The organism is Pantoea sp. Sc1 (assembly GCF_000255315.1).
Classification (GTDB): domain Bacteria; phylum Pseudomonadota; class Gammaproteobacteria; order Enterobacterales; family Enterobacteriaceae; genus Pantoea; species Pantoea anthophila.
Map to the genome: position 1 here is coordinate 3,314,052 of NZ_AJFP01000001.1, position 16,353 is coordinate 3,330,404.

The 16,353-nt window shown below is 57.6% G+C and carries 14 protein-coding genes; 6 read left to right on the top strand and 8 right to left on the bottom strand.

Translation table 11 applies throughout. The features are described 5' to 3' along the window. Window positions 1-3: 3 nt before the first annotated feature. Both S7A_RS15450 and S7A_RS15455 read right to left on the bottom strand, forming a co-directional pair. On the bottom strand, window positions 4-984 hold the full coding sequence (locus tag S7A_RS15450; protein WP_009092077.1) for a D-threonate 4-phosphate dehydrogenase: 981 nt from the start codon (window positions 982-984) through the stop codon (window positions 4-6). Next, window positions 977-2,233, bottom strand: a complete 1,257-nt coding sequence (locus S7A_RS15455) for a four-carbon acid sugar kinase family protein (RefSeq protein ID WP_009092078.1) — start codon at window positions 2,231-2,233, stop codon at window positions 977-979. Before S7A_RS15455 ends, S7A_RS15450 begins: the two co-directional genes overlap by 8 nt. A gap of 187 nt (window positions 2,234-2,420) precedes the next feature. Here S7A_RS15455 and S7A_RS15460 point away from each other — a divergent pair, with 187 nt between their 5' ends. The 5 genes from S7A_RS15460 (at window position 2,421) to S7A_RS15480 (ending at window position 7,838) form a co-directional block, all read left to right on the top strand. Then, complete coding sequence (locus S7A_RS15460; RefSeq protein ID WP_009092080.1) at window positions 2,421-3,569, top strand: iron-containing alcohol dehydrogenase; 1,149 nt, start codon at window positions 2,421-2,423, stop codon at window positions 3,567-3,569. A gap of 11 nt (window positions 3,570-3,580) precedes the next feature. Next, entirely contained in the window at window positions 3,581-4,465 is an 885-nt protein-coding gene (locus tag S7A_RS15465; protein WP_009092081.1) for a dihydrodipicolinate synthase family protein, read from the top strand. Window positions 4,466-4,544: 79 nt separating this feature from the next. Then, window positions 4,545-5,960 (top strand): sodium:solute symporter family protein, encoded by a 1,416-nt coding sequence (locus tag S7A_RS15470; protein ID WP_009092082.1) that lies wholly within the window; start codon window positions 4,545-4,547, stop codon window positions 5,958-5,960. A gap of 1 nt (window position 5,961) precedes the next feature. Then, the gene (locus S7A_RS15475; protein WP_009092083.1) at window positions 5,962-7,158 is read left to right on the top strand and encodes an exo-alpha-sialidase; all 1,197 of its coding nucleotides are present in this window, start codon (window positions 5,962-5,964) and stop codon (window positions 7,156-7,158) included. A gap of 8 nt (window positions 7,159-7,166) precedes the next feature. Further along, entirely contained in the window at window positions 7,167-7,838 is a 672-nt protein-coding gene (locus tag S7A_RS15480; RefSeq protein ID WP_185185204.1) for an SDR family NAD(P)-dependent oxidoreductase, read from the top strand. Window positions 7,839-7,901: 63 nt separating this feature from the next. Here S7A_RS15480 and yacL read toward each other — a convergent pair whose 3' ends face one another. From yacL to S7A_RS15495, 3 genes are all read right to left on the bottom strand, one after another. Further along, window positions 7,902-8,282: a protein YacL gene (yacL, locus tag S7A_RS15485; protein WP_009092085.1), complete on the bottom strand. Its 381-nt coding sequence runs from the start codon at window positions 8,280-8,282 to the stop codon at window positions 7,902-7,904. Window positions 8,283-8,472: 190 nt separating this feature from the next. Then, window positions 8,473-11,070 (bottom strand): bifunctional aconitate hydratase 2/2-methylisocitrate dehydratase, encoded by a 2,598-nt coding sequence (gene acnB, locus S7A_RS15490; RefSeq protein ID WP_009092086.1) that lies wholly within the window; start codon window positions 11,068-11,070, stop codon window positions 8,473-8,475. 419 nt (window positions 11,071-11,489) lie between these two features. Beyond that, window positions 11,490-11,999 carry a phenolic acid decarboxylase gene (locus S7A_RS15495; protein WP_009092087.1) on the bottom strand — a complete coding sequence of 170 codons (510 nt, stop codon included), beginning with the start codon at window positions 11,997-11,999 and terminating at the stop codon, window positions 11,490-11,492. Between the two features lie 105 nt (window positions 12,000-12,104). On the opposite strand from S7A_RS15495, the gene S7A_RS15500 reads away from it, so the two are divergent. Continuing rightward, entirely contained in the window at window positions 12,105-13,004 is a 900-nt protein-coding gene (locus S7A_RS15500) for a LysR family transcriptional regulator (RefSeq protein ID WP_009092088.1), read from the top strand. Between the two features lie 158 nt (window positions 13,005-13,162). Here the strand turns inward: S7A_RS15500 and S7A_RS15505 are convergent, their stop codons facing one another. From S7A_RS15505 to lpdA, 3 genes are all read right to left on the bottom strand, one after another. Next, window positions 13,163-13,429 (bottom strand): hypothetical protein, encoded by a 267-nt coding sequence (locus S7A_RS15505; RefSeq protein WP_009092089.1) that lies wholly within the window; start codon window positions 13,427-13,429, stop codon window positions 13,163-13,165. Then, window positions 13,426-14,376, bottom strand: a complete 951-nt coding sequence (locus S7A_RS15510; protein ID WP_009092091.1) for a hypothetical protein — start codon at window positions 14,374-14,376, stop codon at window positions 13,426-13,428. Before S7A_RS15510 ends, S7A_RS15505 begins: the two co-directional genes overlap by 4 nt. A gap of 473 nt (window positions 14,377-14,849) precedes the next feature. Beyond that, complete coding sequence (gene lpdA, locus S7A_RS15515; protein ID WP_009092092.1) at window positions 14,850-16,274, bottom strand: dihydrolipoyl dehydrogenase; 1,425 nt, start codon at window positions 16,272-16,274, stop codon at window positions 14,850-14,852. Window positions 16,275-16,353: the final 79 nt, after the last annotated feature.

The window sequence follows — 16,353 nt, forward strand, 5'->3', positions numbered from 1 at the left end:
TCCCTATGCGAGCTGCATCGCGAGTTTGATAGAGATCGCCATGCTCTCAGACTTCGCTTTACCTGTCCAGGCGATATCAAAGGCGGTGCCGTGGTCCGCAGAGGTGCGGATAAACGGCAGGCCGGCAGTAATGTTGACGCCGTCATAGAAGCCCAGCAGCTTCAGCGGGATATGCCCCTGATCGTGGTACATCGCGACCACCATGTCATAGTGTCCCTCCTGGCATTGCAGGAACACCGTGTCCGGCGGGCACGGTCCGGCGACATCAATCCCCTGCGCTTTCATCGCCTGAATGGCAGGTGCAACGGTGGTGATCTCCTCATCGCCAAACAGTCCGTTCTCTCCGGCATGGGGATTGACGCCCGCCACGGCGATGCGCGGAGCCTGATAACCGACGCGCCGCAGGAAAGTGTCCGCCATACCAATGACCGTTTTAATGCGCGGCTGGTTCAGCGTGTCGAGGAACTTACGCAGGGCAATGTGAGTGGTGACGTGAATCACCTTCAGCTTATCGGTGTAGAGCACCATGGCGTAATCCCGGGTGTCAGTGAGGTGGGCCAGCAGCTCCGTATGCCCCGGGTAGAGATGACCGGCCGCATGCATCGCCTCTTTGTTCAGCGGCGCGGTGGCAATCGCCTGCACGTCGCCCGCCAGCGCCAGCGCCGTGGCACGTTTCACACAGCGCCACGCCAGATCGCCCGCCTCTTTCTGCACCACGCCGGGTTTCAGCGCGTCGGGGTCAGCCAGCGGCTCGTCAATCACGTTGATGATGCCGGGAGCAAAGCGTGCATCCTGCACCCGGTCAAGGACCCGCAGCTCGGCCTGGGGCGTAATGTTCATCGCCAGAATACGGCGCAGCGTACTGGCGCAGCCAATCACCACGGCAGGAATGCCATTCAGCTCACCTTCAGAGAGCGATTTAATGATGATTTCCGGACTGATGCCCGCCGGGTCGCCCATGGTGATCGCAATAATTTTACTCACTCGACTTCTCCTCAATAAAATCAATGGCTGCTACCAGGGTGTTTTCATCACCAAAGCCACCCGCTTTGGTCATCACCGGCAGAGTAAATTCACTGTTAAGCAGAACCCCGTGCGGCACACAGCCCGCCACCAGACCCTGAATGGTAAAGCCGCTGGCACCCAGTGCCCGGGCGACGGCCATCGCCACATCCCCTCCCGACAGATAGAGCGCATGCGGCTGCGCAGTGCGGCAGAGCCGGTAGGTGATCTCGCCAAGAAACTGGCAGATCGCCTCCCCCAGCTGCTGGCGCGTCATGCTGAAGTGCTGACAGAGCTGCGCAATCTCGTGCCGCTGCGCCTCGTGCTGGCAGGTGGTGATCACCGTATGGCGACCGGCCCGCAGTGCCGCAGCCGCCTCGTCGATCCAGCGATCCCGATCGGGCCAGGCGGGCTGCCGGAACAGCTGCCGGATATCGACATCCACTCTCGCTGCGTCACGCCGGCTGATCAGCGTGGCAACCTGCTGCTGCCCGCTCTCGCTCATCGATCCCACCACCGCCAGCACCGGCCGGGGCGTTCGCACCCGGAGCGCGGCGCCCAGCGCATCGCTTAATCCGGCGGCACCGACCAGCAGCGGCGTCTCGCGCAGCCGCGCAGCCGCGGCGATCAATCGCGCCAGGTCCGCCCCGGTTTCGGCATCCACGACGACGATGCCGTGCGCCGCCGCCAGCACCGCATCAAGCCGGTCGCTGCGCAGCGTGGCAAGATCGAGCACGCTGCCGGCGATCTGCATCTGTTCGAGAACGCTGGCGCTGGCGATCGGGGTTTTCGGATCGCTGGCAAATTCGGTGTCCGTGAGCAGACGCTGATGGACCCGGACGTGACCTCCGCACGTGGTGCGGCCCAGTCGTGGCACCGCCGGTGCAACCAGCGCCAGCGTTTTCGCACTGGCCTTCAGTGCCGCCACCGTTTCAGCGCCGATATTGCCGCGCAGCGTGGAGTCGATCTTTTTGAACAGCCAGCCGTGCTGAAACTGCGCCGCGAAGTGCCGCACCGCCTGCGTGACGCGCTCTGCCGCCTGGGTGGCGCTGATCGCCCGACTCTCCGTGCTGACGACCAGCACATCTGCCGTCTCTGGCAACGCGCCCCGGGTGTCGAACAGCACCTGAACGCCTGCGCCGGCCTGCGCCAGTCCGCTTCCCGCATCGTTGGCACCGGTAAAGTCATCGGCGATGACCAGTACCGGCGTTTTCCATAATGATGAGCCCATCCTCACTCCTGTCAGGCGATTGCTGCTGCCATTGATTATATTCAATCATAATTGATTATATTTGAGCAACTTCAAATTAATCGAAATCGATATGCCCTATAAAATGAGCCATACAGAGTGACTGACCTCGCATTGAGATGAGCAAAGTTAATCATCGTCTCAGACGCGATCGACATAAGGGTATGAAATGAACATTAACAGCACGGTGATAAGCGGCTATCAGGCGTTAAACGACATGCGCTATCTGCTGGAGGGGGTTTCATCCGCGGTAGTGGTAACTGACCGGAACATTGAAGCGATTCCGGCTGTGCAGGCGCTGCTGGGGCAACTCCGGGAGCAGATCCCCCACATCAGCGTGGTGAACAGTGTTCCCCCCGAGCCGAGCCAGCATGATGTGGCCGCCCTTCTTGCCGCACTCACGTCGCGCAGGGCTGACATGGTGATCGGTATCGGCGGTGGCAGCGTGCTGGATGTGGCAAAGCTGCTGTCGGTGCTGTGCGTGGATGCGGCCCCGTCGCTGGAAGCCCTGCTGGCGGGGGAGAAACCGCAGCACCGCACCCGCTCCATGCTGATTCCGACCACTGCGGGTACCGGCTCAGAAGCCACGCCCAATGCGATTCTGGCGATCCCGGAGAAGGAGACCAAAGTCGGCATTATTTCCCCGATCATGCTGCCCGATGTCGTCGCGCTGGTGCCGGAACTCACCACCAGCATGCCCGCACACATCGCCTCCTCAACCGGTATTGATGCCCTCTGCCACCTGATCGAGTGCTTTACCGCCTGCGTTGCCAATCCGGTCAGCGATAACTATGCGCTGATCGGGATGAAGAAGCTGTTCGCCAATCTCGAAACCACCCTGCGGGAGCCGGAGAATCTGCAGGCACGACTGGAGATGTTGTGGGCCTCGTATTATGGCGGCGCGTCGATTGCCCATGCCGGCACGCATCTGGTGCACGCCCTCTCCTACCCGCTCGGCGGCAAATATCATCTGCCGCACGGCGTGGCGAATGCCATTCTGCTGGCCCCCTGCATGCGCTTTGTCCGTCCGGCGGCGGTGAGTAAATTCGCTCAGGCCTATGACCTGCTGCCCGATGCTGACCACCGTTTAAGTGATGAAGCGAAGTCCCATGCGCTGGTCGACTACTTCACCGCACTGGTGGCGCGTCTGCAGCTGCCTGCCAGTCTGGAAGCGCTGGGTATCGGCCCGGATCACCTGCCCTATCTGGTGGAAGCCGCGCTCGACGTGCAGCGCCTGATGAAAAATGTCCCGATGGCGGTCACCGCTGACGATGTGCGCGCGGTCTATCTGACCCTGTTTCCTTCCTGCCAGGCGTAATGAGGATTGTCATGAATAAGAAAATAAGCGGCGTACTGACCGCCATCGTCACCACCTTCGATCGTGACGGCGCTTTTGATCCGGTGAGACAGCGGGAGCAGGTCAGACGACAGCTCCGGTCCGGTAACGGCATCTTCTGCGGCGGCACCAACGGCGAATTCTTTGTGCTGAACGAGCAGGAAAAGCTCGCCGTCACCGCCACCTGTGTGGATGAAGTCAGCGGCCGCGCGGCGGTGGTGGCGCACATCGGCGAAATCTCGACGCGTGAAACGATCCGGCTCGGCACACAGATCGCCCGCCTGGGCGTGGATGCCGTCTCCGCGATCACCCCCTGGTTTGTGCCGCTGAAACAGCAGGAGCTGATCGATCACTACCGGCGCGTGGCTGACGCGCTGACGGTGCCGCTGTTCCTCTACAACATCCCGGCGCGCACCGGCAATACGCTGCAGCCGGAGACGGTGCGCACGCTGGCCGCCCATCCCAACATCATCGGCATCAAAGATTCGGCGGGCAGTTATGACAGCCTGCGCGGCTTCCTGCAGGCCACCGCCGACTGTGACGGTTTTGATGTGCTGAATGGCCCCGACTCGCTGATCCATCAGGGGTTTGTTGAGGGCTGCTCCGCCGCCATTTCCGGGCTGGCCAACGTGGCCCCGGAGGCGATTAACGCTATCTGGGCGCGCTTCGCTGCCGGCGATATTGCCGGTTCGCAGCAGGCTCAGGAGAACGTCACCGCTCTGCGCACGGCGCTCTACAGCATCGGTTTCTCACCGGCCGCCGTGAAAAAAGCGGTCAGCCTGCTGGGCTTCGAGGTGGGTGAAAGCCGCTATGCGGTGCAGTTCAGCGCCGAAGAGCAGCAGCAGATCCGTCAGATCGTCACCCACTACCTGCAATAAACGCCATCGCCTTTGTCTCCTACCGGTCAGATGAGAACGAACCTGATGGTCGCCATCTGCCAGCACAATCGAGGTTATGATGAACGCATTTTCAACTGAGAGCACCTTACTGATCGTAGGCATGGTGGTCGCCTATATCCTGTTCACCACCTGGCTGACCTGGCGGCTGCGCAGTAAAAGCAGCGGTGACTTTATGGAAGGCTCCCGCGCCATGCCCGCCTTTATTGTCGGCATCATGCTGATGTCGGAATATATCGGGGCAAAATCCACGATCGGCACTGCGCAGGCCGCCTTTGAAAATGGCTTCGCCGCTTCCTGGTCAGTGATCGGCGCGGCGATTGGCTTCCCGCTGTTTGGTCTGATCCTGGTGAAGCGCATCTACAACACCGGTAAGATCACCATCTCCGGGGCGATTGCCGAAAAATATGGCAGTTCGACCAAAAACATCATTTCGCTGATCATGATCTATGCGCTGCTGCTGGTGAACGTCGGCAACTACATCAGCGGCGCAGCGGCGATCTCTACCGTGCTGAAGATCGACCTGACCCAGGCGGCCTTTATTACCGCGGTGGTGAGTACCTTCTACTTCGCATTTGGCGGCATGAAAGGGGTGGCCTGGGTGACGCTGCTGCACAGCGCCATTAAGTACATCGGGATCCTGATTATCCTCTACGTAGCGCTGAAGATGACCGGCGGCGTGGCCCCGATGATCGAGAAAATGCCCGCCTTCTACTGGACGTGGGACGGACACGTCGGGGCCAGTACCATTGTGGCCTGGCTGATCGGAACCGTGGGCTCGATCTTCTGCACCCAGTTTGTGATCCAGGCGATCTCCTCGACCAAAGATGTCAAATCCGCTAAGCGTGCCACGTGGGTCGCCTTCTTCTTCTGCCTGCCTATCGGCCTGGCGATGGCACTGATCGGCGTGGCGGCGAAGTTTGCTCATCCCGACATCAAGAGCCTCTATGCCCTGCCGGTGTTTTTGCAGGATATGTCACCCTGGCTGGCGGGCATCGTGACGACCTCGCTAGTGGCATCGATTTTCGTCAGCGTCGGCACCGTGGCGCTGGCGATCGCCTCGCTGGTGGTGAAAGATTTTTATGTTCCTTACCGTCACCCTACGCCAGAGCGCGAGTTCAAAGTGACGCGCTGGTTCTCGATTGCCATCGGCTTCTTTCCGCTGCTGTTTGTGCTGTTCTTCCCGGAAGTGCTGAAGCTCTCCTTCTTTACCCGCGCGATTCGCCTGTCGATCACCGTCGTGGCGATCATGGCGTTCTATCTGCCCTGGTTTAAGAGCACACGCGGTGCCAACGCCGGTCTGATTGGTTCCTGTCTGGTCACCTCCGTCTGGTTCCTGATGGGGAATCCGTTTGGCATCGATAATATGTATGTGGCGCTGGCCACGCCGGCGATCATTATGGTGATTGACCGCTGCATCCCGTCACGCCAGTCTCAGCCTCAACCGCAACGCAATGCACAAAAGAGTGGAGCCTAATATGACTCAGGAAACCGTCACCGCCGAACGCACCGGCCAGCTTGCGCCGCATCCGCAGGATAGCGCGCAGCAGGTTGCGATGCTGCCCTCCTCCTGCCCGCAAAACCATGCGGCTAACCTGCTGCCGCTGCCGGATGGCGATCTGCTCTGCGTCTGGTTTGGCGGCACCCAGGAGGGGATCGCCGATATCTCTGTCTGGTGTTCACGGCTGCAGAAAGGCAGCGATCGCTGGAGTGAGGCGCAGAAACTCTCTGAGGATCCGACGCGGTCCGAGCAGAATCCGGTGCTGTTCCTCGATCCCGATCAGGTCCTGTGGCTGCTCTGGACGGCGCAGAAGTCCGGTAATCAGGACACCGCCATCGTGCGCTATCGTCAGTCTCACGATCTGGGCCGGAGCTGGGGCGCGATCGACACCCTGCTGGATAAGCCTGGCACCTTTATTCGTCAGCCGATCGTGGTGCTGCCGAATGGCAACTGGCTGCTGCCGGTCTTTTACTGCCTGACGCCGCCCGGTGAAAAATGGGTGGGTAACTATGATGTCAGCGCCGTGAAGATCTCGGAGGATAAAGGCCGGAGCTGGCGCGATGTCAGCGTGCCTGACAGTACCGGCTGCGTCCATATGAACGTCACCCTGCTGGAGGATGGCTCGCTGCTGGCGCTCTACCGCAGTCGCTGGGCCGATCACATCTACCAGAGCCGCTCGTTTGATCAGGGAGAGAGCTGGAGCGCACCCGAAGCGCTGTCGCTGCCAAATAACAACTCCTCTATTCAGGTCACGACGCTGCGCAACGGTCATCTGGCGCTGGTGTTTAACGCCATGAGCGCTGAAGGTGCCAGCGAACGTCGCCTGTCGCTCTATGACGAAATTGAAGATGATGAAGAGGACGGTGAGGTGGCGGTGGCCGCCGAAGCGGTGGTACACAGCGGCCGTACCGCCTTCTGGGGTGCGCCCCGAGCGCCCATGACGCTGGCGATCTCAACAGATGGCGGCAAAAGCTGGCCGCTGCAGCGCAATCTGGACGAAGGCGATGGCTACTGTATGACCAATAACTCGCAGCAGAAGTTAAACCGTGAGTTCTCCTATCCCAGCATCAAAGAGGGTCTGCATGGCGAACTGCATATCGCCTATACCTGGTATCGTCAGGCGATCAAATATGTGCGGATTGAGGAGTCATGGGTGCAGGGAGGTGACGCGTGAATGAACGGATGGCGCTGGTGACCGGTGCCAGCTCCGGCATCGGTCAGGCGATTTGTGACCGCTTACTGAGTGACGGCTGGCAGGTGATCGGCCTGAGCCGTTCGGCGGTCTGCCGCACAGAACCGGGCTGGCAGAGTCATCAGATCGATATCAGTGACAGCGCTGCCCTGCAGGTGCTGCTGGAACAACTGCCTGTGCCGCAGGCGGTGATCCATGCCGCGGGTATGATGCAGGCCGCGCCGCTGGGGGAACTGGATTTGGCGACCAGCGCCCGTCTGTGGCAGCTGCACGTGGCCGCTGCGGAACAGCTGGCGAACCATTTTGCGCCGCGGATGGCGGCAGGCGGGAGAGTGCTGCTGCTGGGGAGCCGTACGTCAGGCGGTGCCGCAGGCCGCAGTCAGTACGTGGCGACCAAATCAGCGATGATCGGCATGGTGCGCAGCTGGGCGGCAGAACTGGCTCCGCGTGGCATTACCGCCAATATCGTGGCCCCCGGTGCGACCGAAACACCGATGCTGCACCAGCCGGGCCGCGCCAGTTCACCGCCGCGCCTGCCGCCGATAGGCCGCTATATTCAGCCGCAGGAAGTGGCCGATCTGGTGGCGTTCCTGCTCTCTCCCTCAGCAGCGGCAATCACCGGGCAGCAACTAGTGATCTGCGGTGGCGCCTCGCTGAGCTAACCTGCCCCGGCCGCCGGGCGGTTTCACATCCCGGCCAGACATGAAGTGCCACCTGTCCGGCATTTAGCGCCGGACGGGATTGCCATACTGGTTCACAAACTGGCGGTACGCGGCGATGACCAGCAGAAAATCTTCAATGCCGCAGAATGAGAGGCTCTCTTCGTCGTAGTAGTTCATCCCCTCCTCCATGCCGTCATCTTCCAGCGCCAGCAGGTTGGCGCGAATCATCACCTCCTCCTCATCCACCAGGATGGTGTATTCGCTGCCGATGCGCTGCCACTGTCGCACGCTGCCCTTGACGTCTTCGATAGCAGCTTCGACTTCATCCAGCAGACCCGGATCGTTTTTCACCTCTTCGTTGAACCAGTGGCCGACCGCTTCATGATCCATCGACATGCGGACCTTAATCTGTCCGGTCACATCGCGTAAAAATTCATATTCCATCGCCCGTTCCTCTCAACGTCGTCGCGTCACTCAATGAGTGTCACGGCTGGCTTTGCAGCATAATGTGACACGTCGCGCATTATTACAGGCTGTCAGGCGAAATCCAGCTTTTGATCGTGCCGGTGACCGGCGCGAAGACGAAAAAAAGGGGCGAATCATCGCCCCTTATGCATGCTTACAAGGTGAAGGATCAGACTGCGGTCTGGAAAATCACGCCTTCCGCTTTGTCGGTGTACTGCGCCAGCTGGTCGAAGTTGAGATAGCGATAGGTGTCGCTGGCCGTTTTATCGACCTGCGCCATAAATTGCTGATACTCATCAGGCGTGGGCAGCCGGCCCAGCAGTGACGCAACGGCAGCCAGCTCGGCAGACGCCAGATAGACGTTAGCGCCGGTACCGAGACGGTTCGGGAAGTTACGGGTCGAGGTGGAAACCACTGTCGAACCGTCTGCCACACGTGCCTGGTTACCCATGCAGAGTGAACAGCCCGGGATCTCGATACGCGCACCGCTTTTACCGAAGACGCTGTAGTAGCCCTCTTCAGTCAGCTGTGCGGCATCCATCTTGGTTGGCGGTGCCACCCACAGGCGGGTTGGCAGCTGACCTTTGTGGCTGTCCAGCAGCTTACCGGCAGCACGGAAGTGACCGATGTTGGTCATGCACGAGCCGATAAACACTTCGTCGATCTTCTCGCCCTGAACGTCCGAGAGCAGACGGGCATCGTCAGGATCGTTAGGGGCACAGAGGATCGGCTCTTTGATATCAGCCAGATCGATCTCGATCACGGCGGCGTATTCCGCATCCGCATCGGCTTCCAGCAGCTGAGGATCGGCCAGCCATTTCTCCATGCTCTCCACGCGACGCTCCAGCGTACGACGATCGCCGTAACCTTCTGCGATCATCCACTTCAGCAGCACGATGTTGGAGTTGAGATATTCGATGATTGGCGCTTTATCCAGCTTAATGGTACAGCCCGCCGCAGAACGCTCTGCTGACGCATCGGACAGTTCAAACGCCTGCTCAACTTTCAGATCCGGCAGACCTTCAATCTCCAGGATGCGGCCAGAGAAGATGTTTTTCTTACCTTTCTTCTCAACGGTCAGCAGGCCCTGTTTGATGGCATAAAGCGGAATGGCGTGAACCAGATCGCGCAGGGTAATACCGGGTTCCATCTTGCCTTTGAAGCGCACCAAGACCGATTCCGGCATATCGAGCGGCATGACGCCCGTTGCCGCGGCAAACGCCACCAGGCCCGAACCGGCCGGGAAAGAGATGCCGATAGGGAAACGGGTATGGGAGTCGCCGCCGGTTCCTACGGTATCCGGCAGCAGCATACGGTTCAGCCAGCTGTGAATAATGCCGTCACCCGGACGCAGTGAGACACCGCCACGGTTCATGATGAAGTCTGGCAGCGTGTGGTGCGTGTTCACATCGACCGGCTTAGGATAGGCGGCGGTGTGGCAGAAGGACTGCATCACCAGATCGGTAGAGAAGCCCAGGCAAGCCAGATCTTTCAGCTCGTCACGGGTCATCGGACCGGTGGTATCCTGCGAGCCCACGGAGGTCATCTTCGGTTCGCAATACGCGCCCGGACGCACACCGGTTACGCCACAGGCGCGGCCGACCATTTTCTGCGCCAGTGAGAAGCCACGGGTGCTCTCCGCAACATCTTTCGCCTGACGGAATACGGTGCTGTGCGGCAGACCCAGCGACTCGCGCGCTTTGGTGGTCAGGCCACGGCCGATGATCAGCGGAATACGGCCACCGGCGCGCACTTCGTCAATCAGCACTTCGGTTTTCAGTTCGAAGCTGGCCAGCAGGTCGTTGGTTTCGTGGTTACGCACTTCCCCTTTGTAAGGGTAGATGTCGATCACATCGCCCATGTTCAGGTCGTTGACGTCCACTTCGATAGGCAGTGCGCCCGCATCTTCCATGGTGTTGAAGAAGATAGGCGCAATTTTGCTGCCCAGCACCACGCCGCCGCCTTTTTTGTTTGGCACGTTCGGGATGTCGTCGCCCATGAACCACAGCACCGAGTTGGTGGCGGATTTACGGGATGAGCCGGTTCCGACTACGTCACCGACGTAAGCCAGCGGATAGCCTTTGGCCTGCAGCGCTGCGATCTGTTTGATCGGGCCGATATTGCCCGGCTCATCCGGCTCAATGCCTTCGCGGGCATTTTTCAGCATCGCCAGGGCGTGCAGCGGGATGTCAGGACGTGACCAGGCATCCGGGGCCGGAGAGAGGTCGTCGGTGTTGGTTTCGCCCGTTACCTTGAATACCGTGACCGTGATCTTTTCGGCCAGCTCAGGACGTGACAGATACCATTCCGCATCGGCCCAGGATTGCATGACCTGCTTCGCGTATTCATTGCCCGCTTTAGCTTTCTCTTCGACATCATAGAAGTTGTCGAACATCAGCAGGGTGTGTGAAAGGGCTTTGGCCGCGATGGGGGCCAGTCGGCTGTCGTCCAGCGCCTCGATCAACGGATGAATGTTATAACCGCCCTGCATGGTACCGAGCAGTTCGACCGCTTTTTCAGGAGAGATCAGAGGAGAGGTTGCTTCGCCTTTGGCAACAGCCGCCAGGAAACCGGCTTTGACATACGCCGCTTCATCGACGCCAGGTGGGACTCGGTTGACCAGTAAATCGGTCAGAAATTCTTCTTCACCCGCAGGTGGATTTTTCAGCAGTTCAACCAGCGCGGCCATCTGGGAAGCCTCTAAAGGCTTAGGAACAATTCCCTGGGCAGCACGCTCGGCAACGTGCTTACGGTATTCTTCTAGCACGACGTTATCCTCGCTCTCATTATGTAGGGCTTTCCGACCACCTTGCTCACTTATGGAGAACAACCTTCCCTTTTCTTGTCCAGGTTGAGGTGCCCGGTTTCGCGGAGGGCAGAATAGCAGGATTTCGTCTGTTTGTTAATCTGTTTACAAAAATACAACATAATCGACTACGCCCATTCTGCCCGTCCGGTTCGCCGTCTGCGCGGGCTGACTGTGCGTAAACGGACGGTCCCGAGCGTACCGCATGCCGGGGAAATTAGCCCTGGAAAATGTCTGGTTTATCGCGGTTTAAGAGAAGTATCAGTGCGGAATCGATAACGGACAGGAATAGAAAGGTGCGGTTTGTGGGACTGGCCATCGATGCCACCGGCCAGACACAGCGGTGCAGAAGAGGCCTTAATGGCCTCTTCTGCCTGCTATCAGTTTTTCAGATTTTCCGGGAAGTCAGCGGGCAGCTGATCGGGCGGGCAGTCGATCACGCTTTCGTTATTTTCGCCCACATCGCGGATCACGGTCAGCGTCGCGAACTCGTCAATGACTTCGGTTGGGTAAGCCGGACCTGCTTCGCGGAAGGCGGCCATCTCTTCCAGATGGTCATTCTGGAAACAGACGGTTTTTTCCGGATTGTTCATTACCCAGCGCGGGAAGAAGATGGTGCCGTGGAAGATTTTATCCGCCAGGTTGACGGCCAGGCTGACATCGGTGCCGGTAGGTTCAGTCCAGGAAACTTTATAGACATCCTGCGCCAGACGGACGACATAGACATGCTGATTTTTAACCCAGCGATTACCCACCATGCCGCTGTGGATGCGATAGTCGATCGTGCTGGCATTTTTGATGTAGAGCTCGTAATTCCAGCCGTTGTCGTAGGTGTAAACCAGGTGTTTGCCAACGATGCCTGACAGATCATGTTTATCAAAAGTGCTCATGGTCAATTCCTCATTTATTTGCCTTGAGGAGATTATTACGCGTTACAGATGAGATGAATAACGCTATTTTTAGCACTGAATAATCCAATTTTTCGATGAGTTGCCATGTATAAAACGACACTGGAACAGTGGGCGCTGCTCGACGCGGTGGTGAATGAAGGGAGCTTTGCGCTGGCCGCAGAAAAGCATCATCGCAGCCAGTCTTCACTGAGCTATCAGCTTAGCCTGCTTCAGCAGCGGCTGGGTCTGACACTGCTGCAACAGGAGGGGCGTCGCGCCGTCCTCACTGCCGAGGGACATCAGCTACTGGCTCAGATTCGTCCATTGCTGGAGGGGTTCGGCGCGCTTGAAGCTAAGGCGCATGCGCTGCAGCGGGGCGAACGTTCGCGCATCGATCTGATGGTGGACGCGACGCTGCCTAAACCTCTGCTGTTTGATGTGCTGCAGACCTTTCAGCAGCACTACCCCCATGTCCGCATCTGGTTCAGCGAAATCGTTCGCAGCGAAACGCCGGAAAGGCTGGCTGAGCAGCAGGCTGACCTCTGGCTGGTTGCGCAATATGGCGATGCCCCTGTTGCCGGCGAGAGCCTGATGAGCGTCGATTTCGTGGCCGTTGCCCATCGGGATCACCCCCTGCACAGTGAACCCGCCCCGCTGAGTGTTGCCACGCTGGCTCGCTGGCCCTGCATCACCATCCTGGATCGGCAGCAACAGCACCAATCCGAGGTCAGTGGCGATCAGGCGGAGAACTGGTCCTTCACGACGCTCTCCGCCGCGATTGAAGCAGTCCAGCATCAGCTGGGCTATGGCTGGTTACCGGAACAGAATATCGCCGGGCTGCTGAAGAGCGGTGAACTGCGCCCCCTGCCGCTGTTGCAGGGCCGCCGACGCAGCAGTTCGCTGGTGATGTATATCAATGAAGAGAGGCTGCCCGGCAACAGCGCCATTGCGGCCCTGGCGCAGATGTTTGTGGAGCGGGTGGCGGTATGGGAAGCGCGTCGCTGAGCGGTGATCAGAAGGTTTACAGGACGCCGTGGAGGAGAGGTGATGGGGTTATTTCCACTGACGCAGGGAACACAGATATAAGCAATGACACCTGCCTGCTAACCCCGCTTTATCCCCGCTGGCGCGGGGAACACGCGCACAGCAGATGATCGAGGGTATCAGATACCCTTGTTAAAACCTCTGTTACCGAACTGATGCCCGAAGCATCTGCCGGTGTTCACATCGACGTAAATATTCACGGGAGTAGAGGTCTCGATTTCCATCCATGATTTGTTTTCCGCATCTTCGCTCGATGTTTCGACGATATAGCATTCAACGCCGTCAAAAGAGGACGTTTTAATGAAAGTGAATTTCTCACTCCATCCCAGTTTATGTCGGAATGCGTAGTCGCGTGCGGCATCCTTTGCATCTTCTGCGTTGATCATTGCTGAATTCCATAATAGACATTGTACATTGCCCCGCCGACAACAACCGGCCCCAGAAGCACGCCAGCTGCTTCATGTCGCAGAGCGGTAAAGGTGATCTCATAGTTGTTGGTCAACGGGAATTTGAAACCGTCAATAACATAACGGGGTGACATCCCTTTCGCTCTCATTAACCCAACCAGCTCTGCAAATGCCTCTTCCAGATACCGTAAGATATATGATTTGTGATAGGCGCTAACATGCATGAAAGCTCTAAGCTCGCGAAGCAGATAAAACTTCGGCGCAATGGATGAATGCACCCGCTCATGATATAGGGTCACCAGAACATCCTCAGCAGCCTGCTCTGCTGTTTTTACCGTACGGTCGTAGGCACGGCCAATGGTAATGTCACCCCACATGTTAGTTGAGCCTAATCCGGCACTTTGCTTATCAGTAAAGCGAATTTTAGGGCGATACCGCCAGGATGGAGAACTGTTCCGGGGGCCATTCATTGCGCGTCCCACTGATGCGCTGTATCTGGGCATACGAATATTTCGGTATGAATGCCTGAAGGCGTCACGAGGGTTCTTTTTCAGTAAAATCGCCATCACAGTATCGACGCCAATTAGAGTGATAGCTGCCGCTAAACAGGTCGCTGCTTCATCCAGGTCACTTTCAGTTCTGGCGCTGTATGTGGTCTTAACGAATTCATAGAGTTTTTTTGAAGCCTCAACAGCCACACCACCAACGGCAACCCAACCCGCCACTATCAGAATGAGATCGGCTAACTCTCCAATGCCAAAAAAGTGTGCGCCTGCCCATACCCCCGTGATCGCGGCCATTGTGGCCAGAGCTGATGGGGTTAGCATTGCCAGCAATTGTTCACCAACATCACCTGGCAGTAGTTTTGCAGCCTTAGTTATGGCAAATTCAAGTTTCTGATGCATATCCATATTTGCAACATTCATCTAATCACCTTAGAGGGCTATTTAGGTCCATGTAGTTCAGGATTGTATTGCTCCTGGCAGGTTAGGGGTATAAGAAATGACTGTCAGACCTGTTACCTTCAAAAATCTGATGTTCCTGGATCTGGCGAGATATCCTGACGGCATGGTCGGCTGATTGTAGGGATGCCTTTTAACACGGACTCAGGTAAGTGCTGGCTCTGCCTGCCGGTGTACGGGCAGTCCTGACATAGACATTCACAATCCCACTATTTAAGCCTGCTGGCACAGCAGTTTTCTATGAAATCCTTCTTCATCACGCCGGTATCGGTAATTTGCAAAATTAGCATCATGTGACTTACTGTTGATCCGGGTCTTAAATGCGATCTACCAGATTTTTACCCTGACTTACCCCAAATGCATACTTAATATACTGCCCATAATCCAGACCAAAAAAAAGCCTCCATATCGGAGGCTTTTTCGTCAGCAGCGGAAACTTACTTCTTCTTCGCTTTCGCGTTAGGCAGATCGGTGATGCTGCCTTCGAAGATTTCTGCTGCCAGACCGACTGACTCATGCAGGGTCGGGTGAGCATGGATGGTCAGCGCGATATCTTCCGCATCACAACCCATCTCAATCGCCAGACCGATTTCGCCTAACAACTCGCCGCCGTTAGTGCCGACAATCGCGCCACCGATGACACGGTGCGTCTCTTTGTCGAAAATCAGTTTGGTCATACCGTCTGCACAATCTGAAGCGATAGCACGGCCAGAGGCAGCCCACGGGAAGGTGGAGGTCTCGTAGCTGATGCCCTTCTCTTTCGCTTCTTTCTCGGTCAGACCGACCCAGGCAACTTCTGGCTCAGTATAGGCAATGGATGGGATCACTTTCGGGTCGAAGTAGTGCTTCAGACCGGAGATCACTTCCGCCGCAACGTGGCCTTCGTGCACGCCTTTGTGCGCCAGCATCGGCTGACCGACGATGTCGCCGATAGCATAGATGTGTGGCACGTTGGTACGCATCTGCTTGTCGACACGGATAAAGCCGCGATCGTCCACTTCCACGCCCGCTTTACCGGCATCCAGACCTTTACCGTTCGGCACACGACCGATAGCCACCAGCACGGCGTCATAACGCTGCGCTTCACCCGGTGCCTTTTTGCCTTCCATTGAAACGTAAATGCCATCGTCTTTTGCTTCAACGGCGGTCACTTTGGTTTCCAGCATCAGGTTGAATTTCTTGCTGATTTTCTTGGTAAAGACTTTGACGACATCTTTATCCGCAGCCGGGATAACCTGGTCAAACATCTCAACCACATCGATCTCTGAACCCAGCGCATGATACACCGTCGCCATTTCCAGACCGATGATACCGCCGCCCATAACCAGCAGACGCTTCGGCACTTCTTTCAGTTCCAGCGCATCGGTTGAATCCCAGACGCGGGGATCGTCATGAGGAATGAAAGGCAGTTCGATTGGGCGTGAACCCGCAGCGATGATGGCATTATCGAAGTTGATGGTGGTCGTGCCGCCTTCACCTTCCACCACCAGGGTGTTAGCACCGGTGAATTTGCCGAGGCCATTAACCACTTTGACTTTACGACCTTTTGCCATTCCTGACAGGCCGCCAGTCAGCTGGTTAATCACCTTCTCTTTCCAGCTGCGAATCTTGTTGATATCAGTAGAGGGCTGACCAAACACAATGCCGTGCTCTTCAAGGGCTTTCGCCTCTTCGATCACTTTGGCAACGTGCAGCAGCGCTTTAGAGGGGATACAACCGACGTTCAGACACACACCGCCAAGGGTGCTGTAACGCTCTACCAGTACGGTTTCCAGACCTAAATCCGCACAACGGAAGGCTGCAGAGTAACCTGCAGGACCTGCCCCAAGTACCACGACCTGGGTTTTAATCTCTGTACTCATCATGACCTCTTATTTGATATCCGGCGGGTCAGACGTTCTTATAATGCCCTTGTTCCACCGGGACTTTCACCGCAAGAGT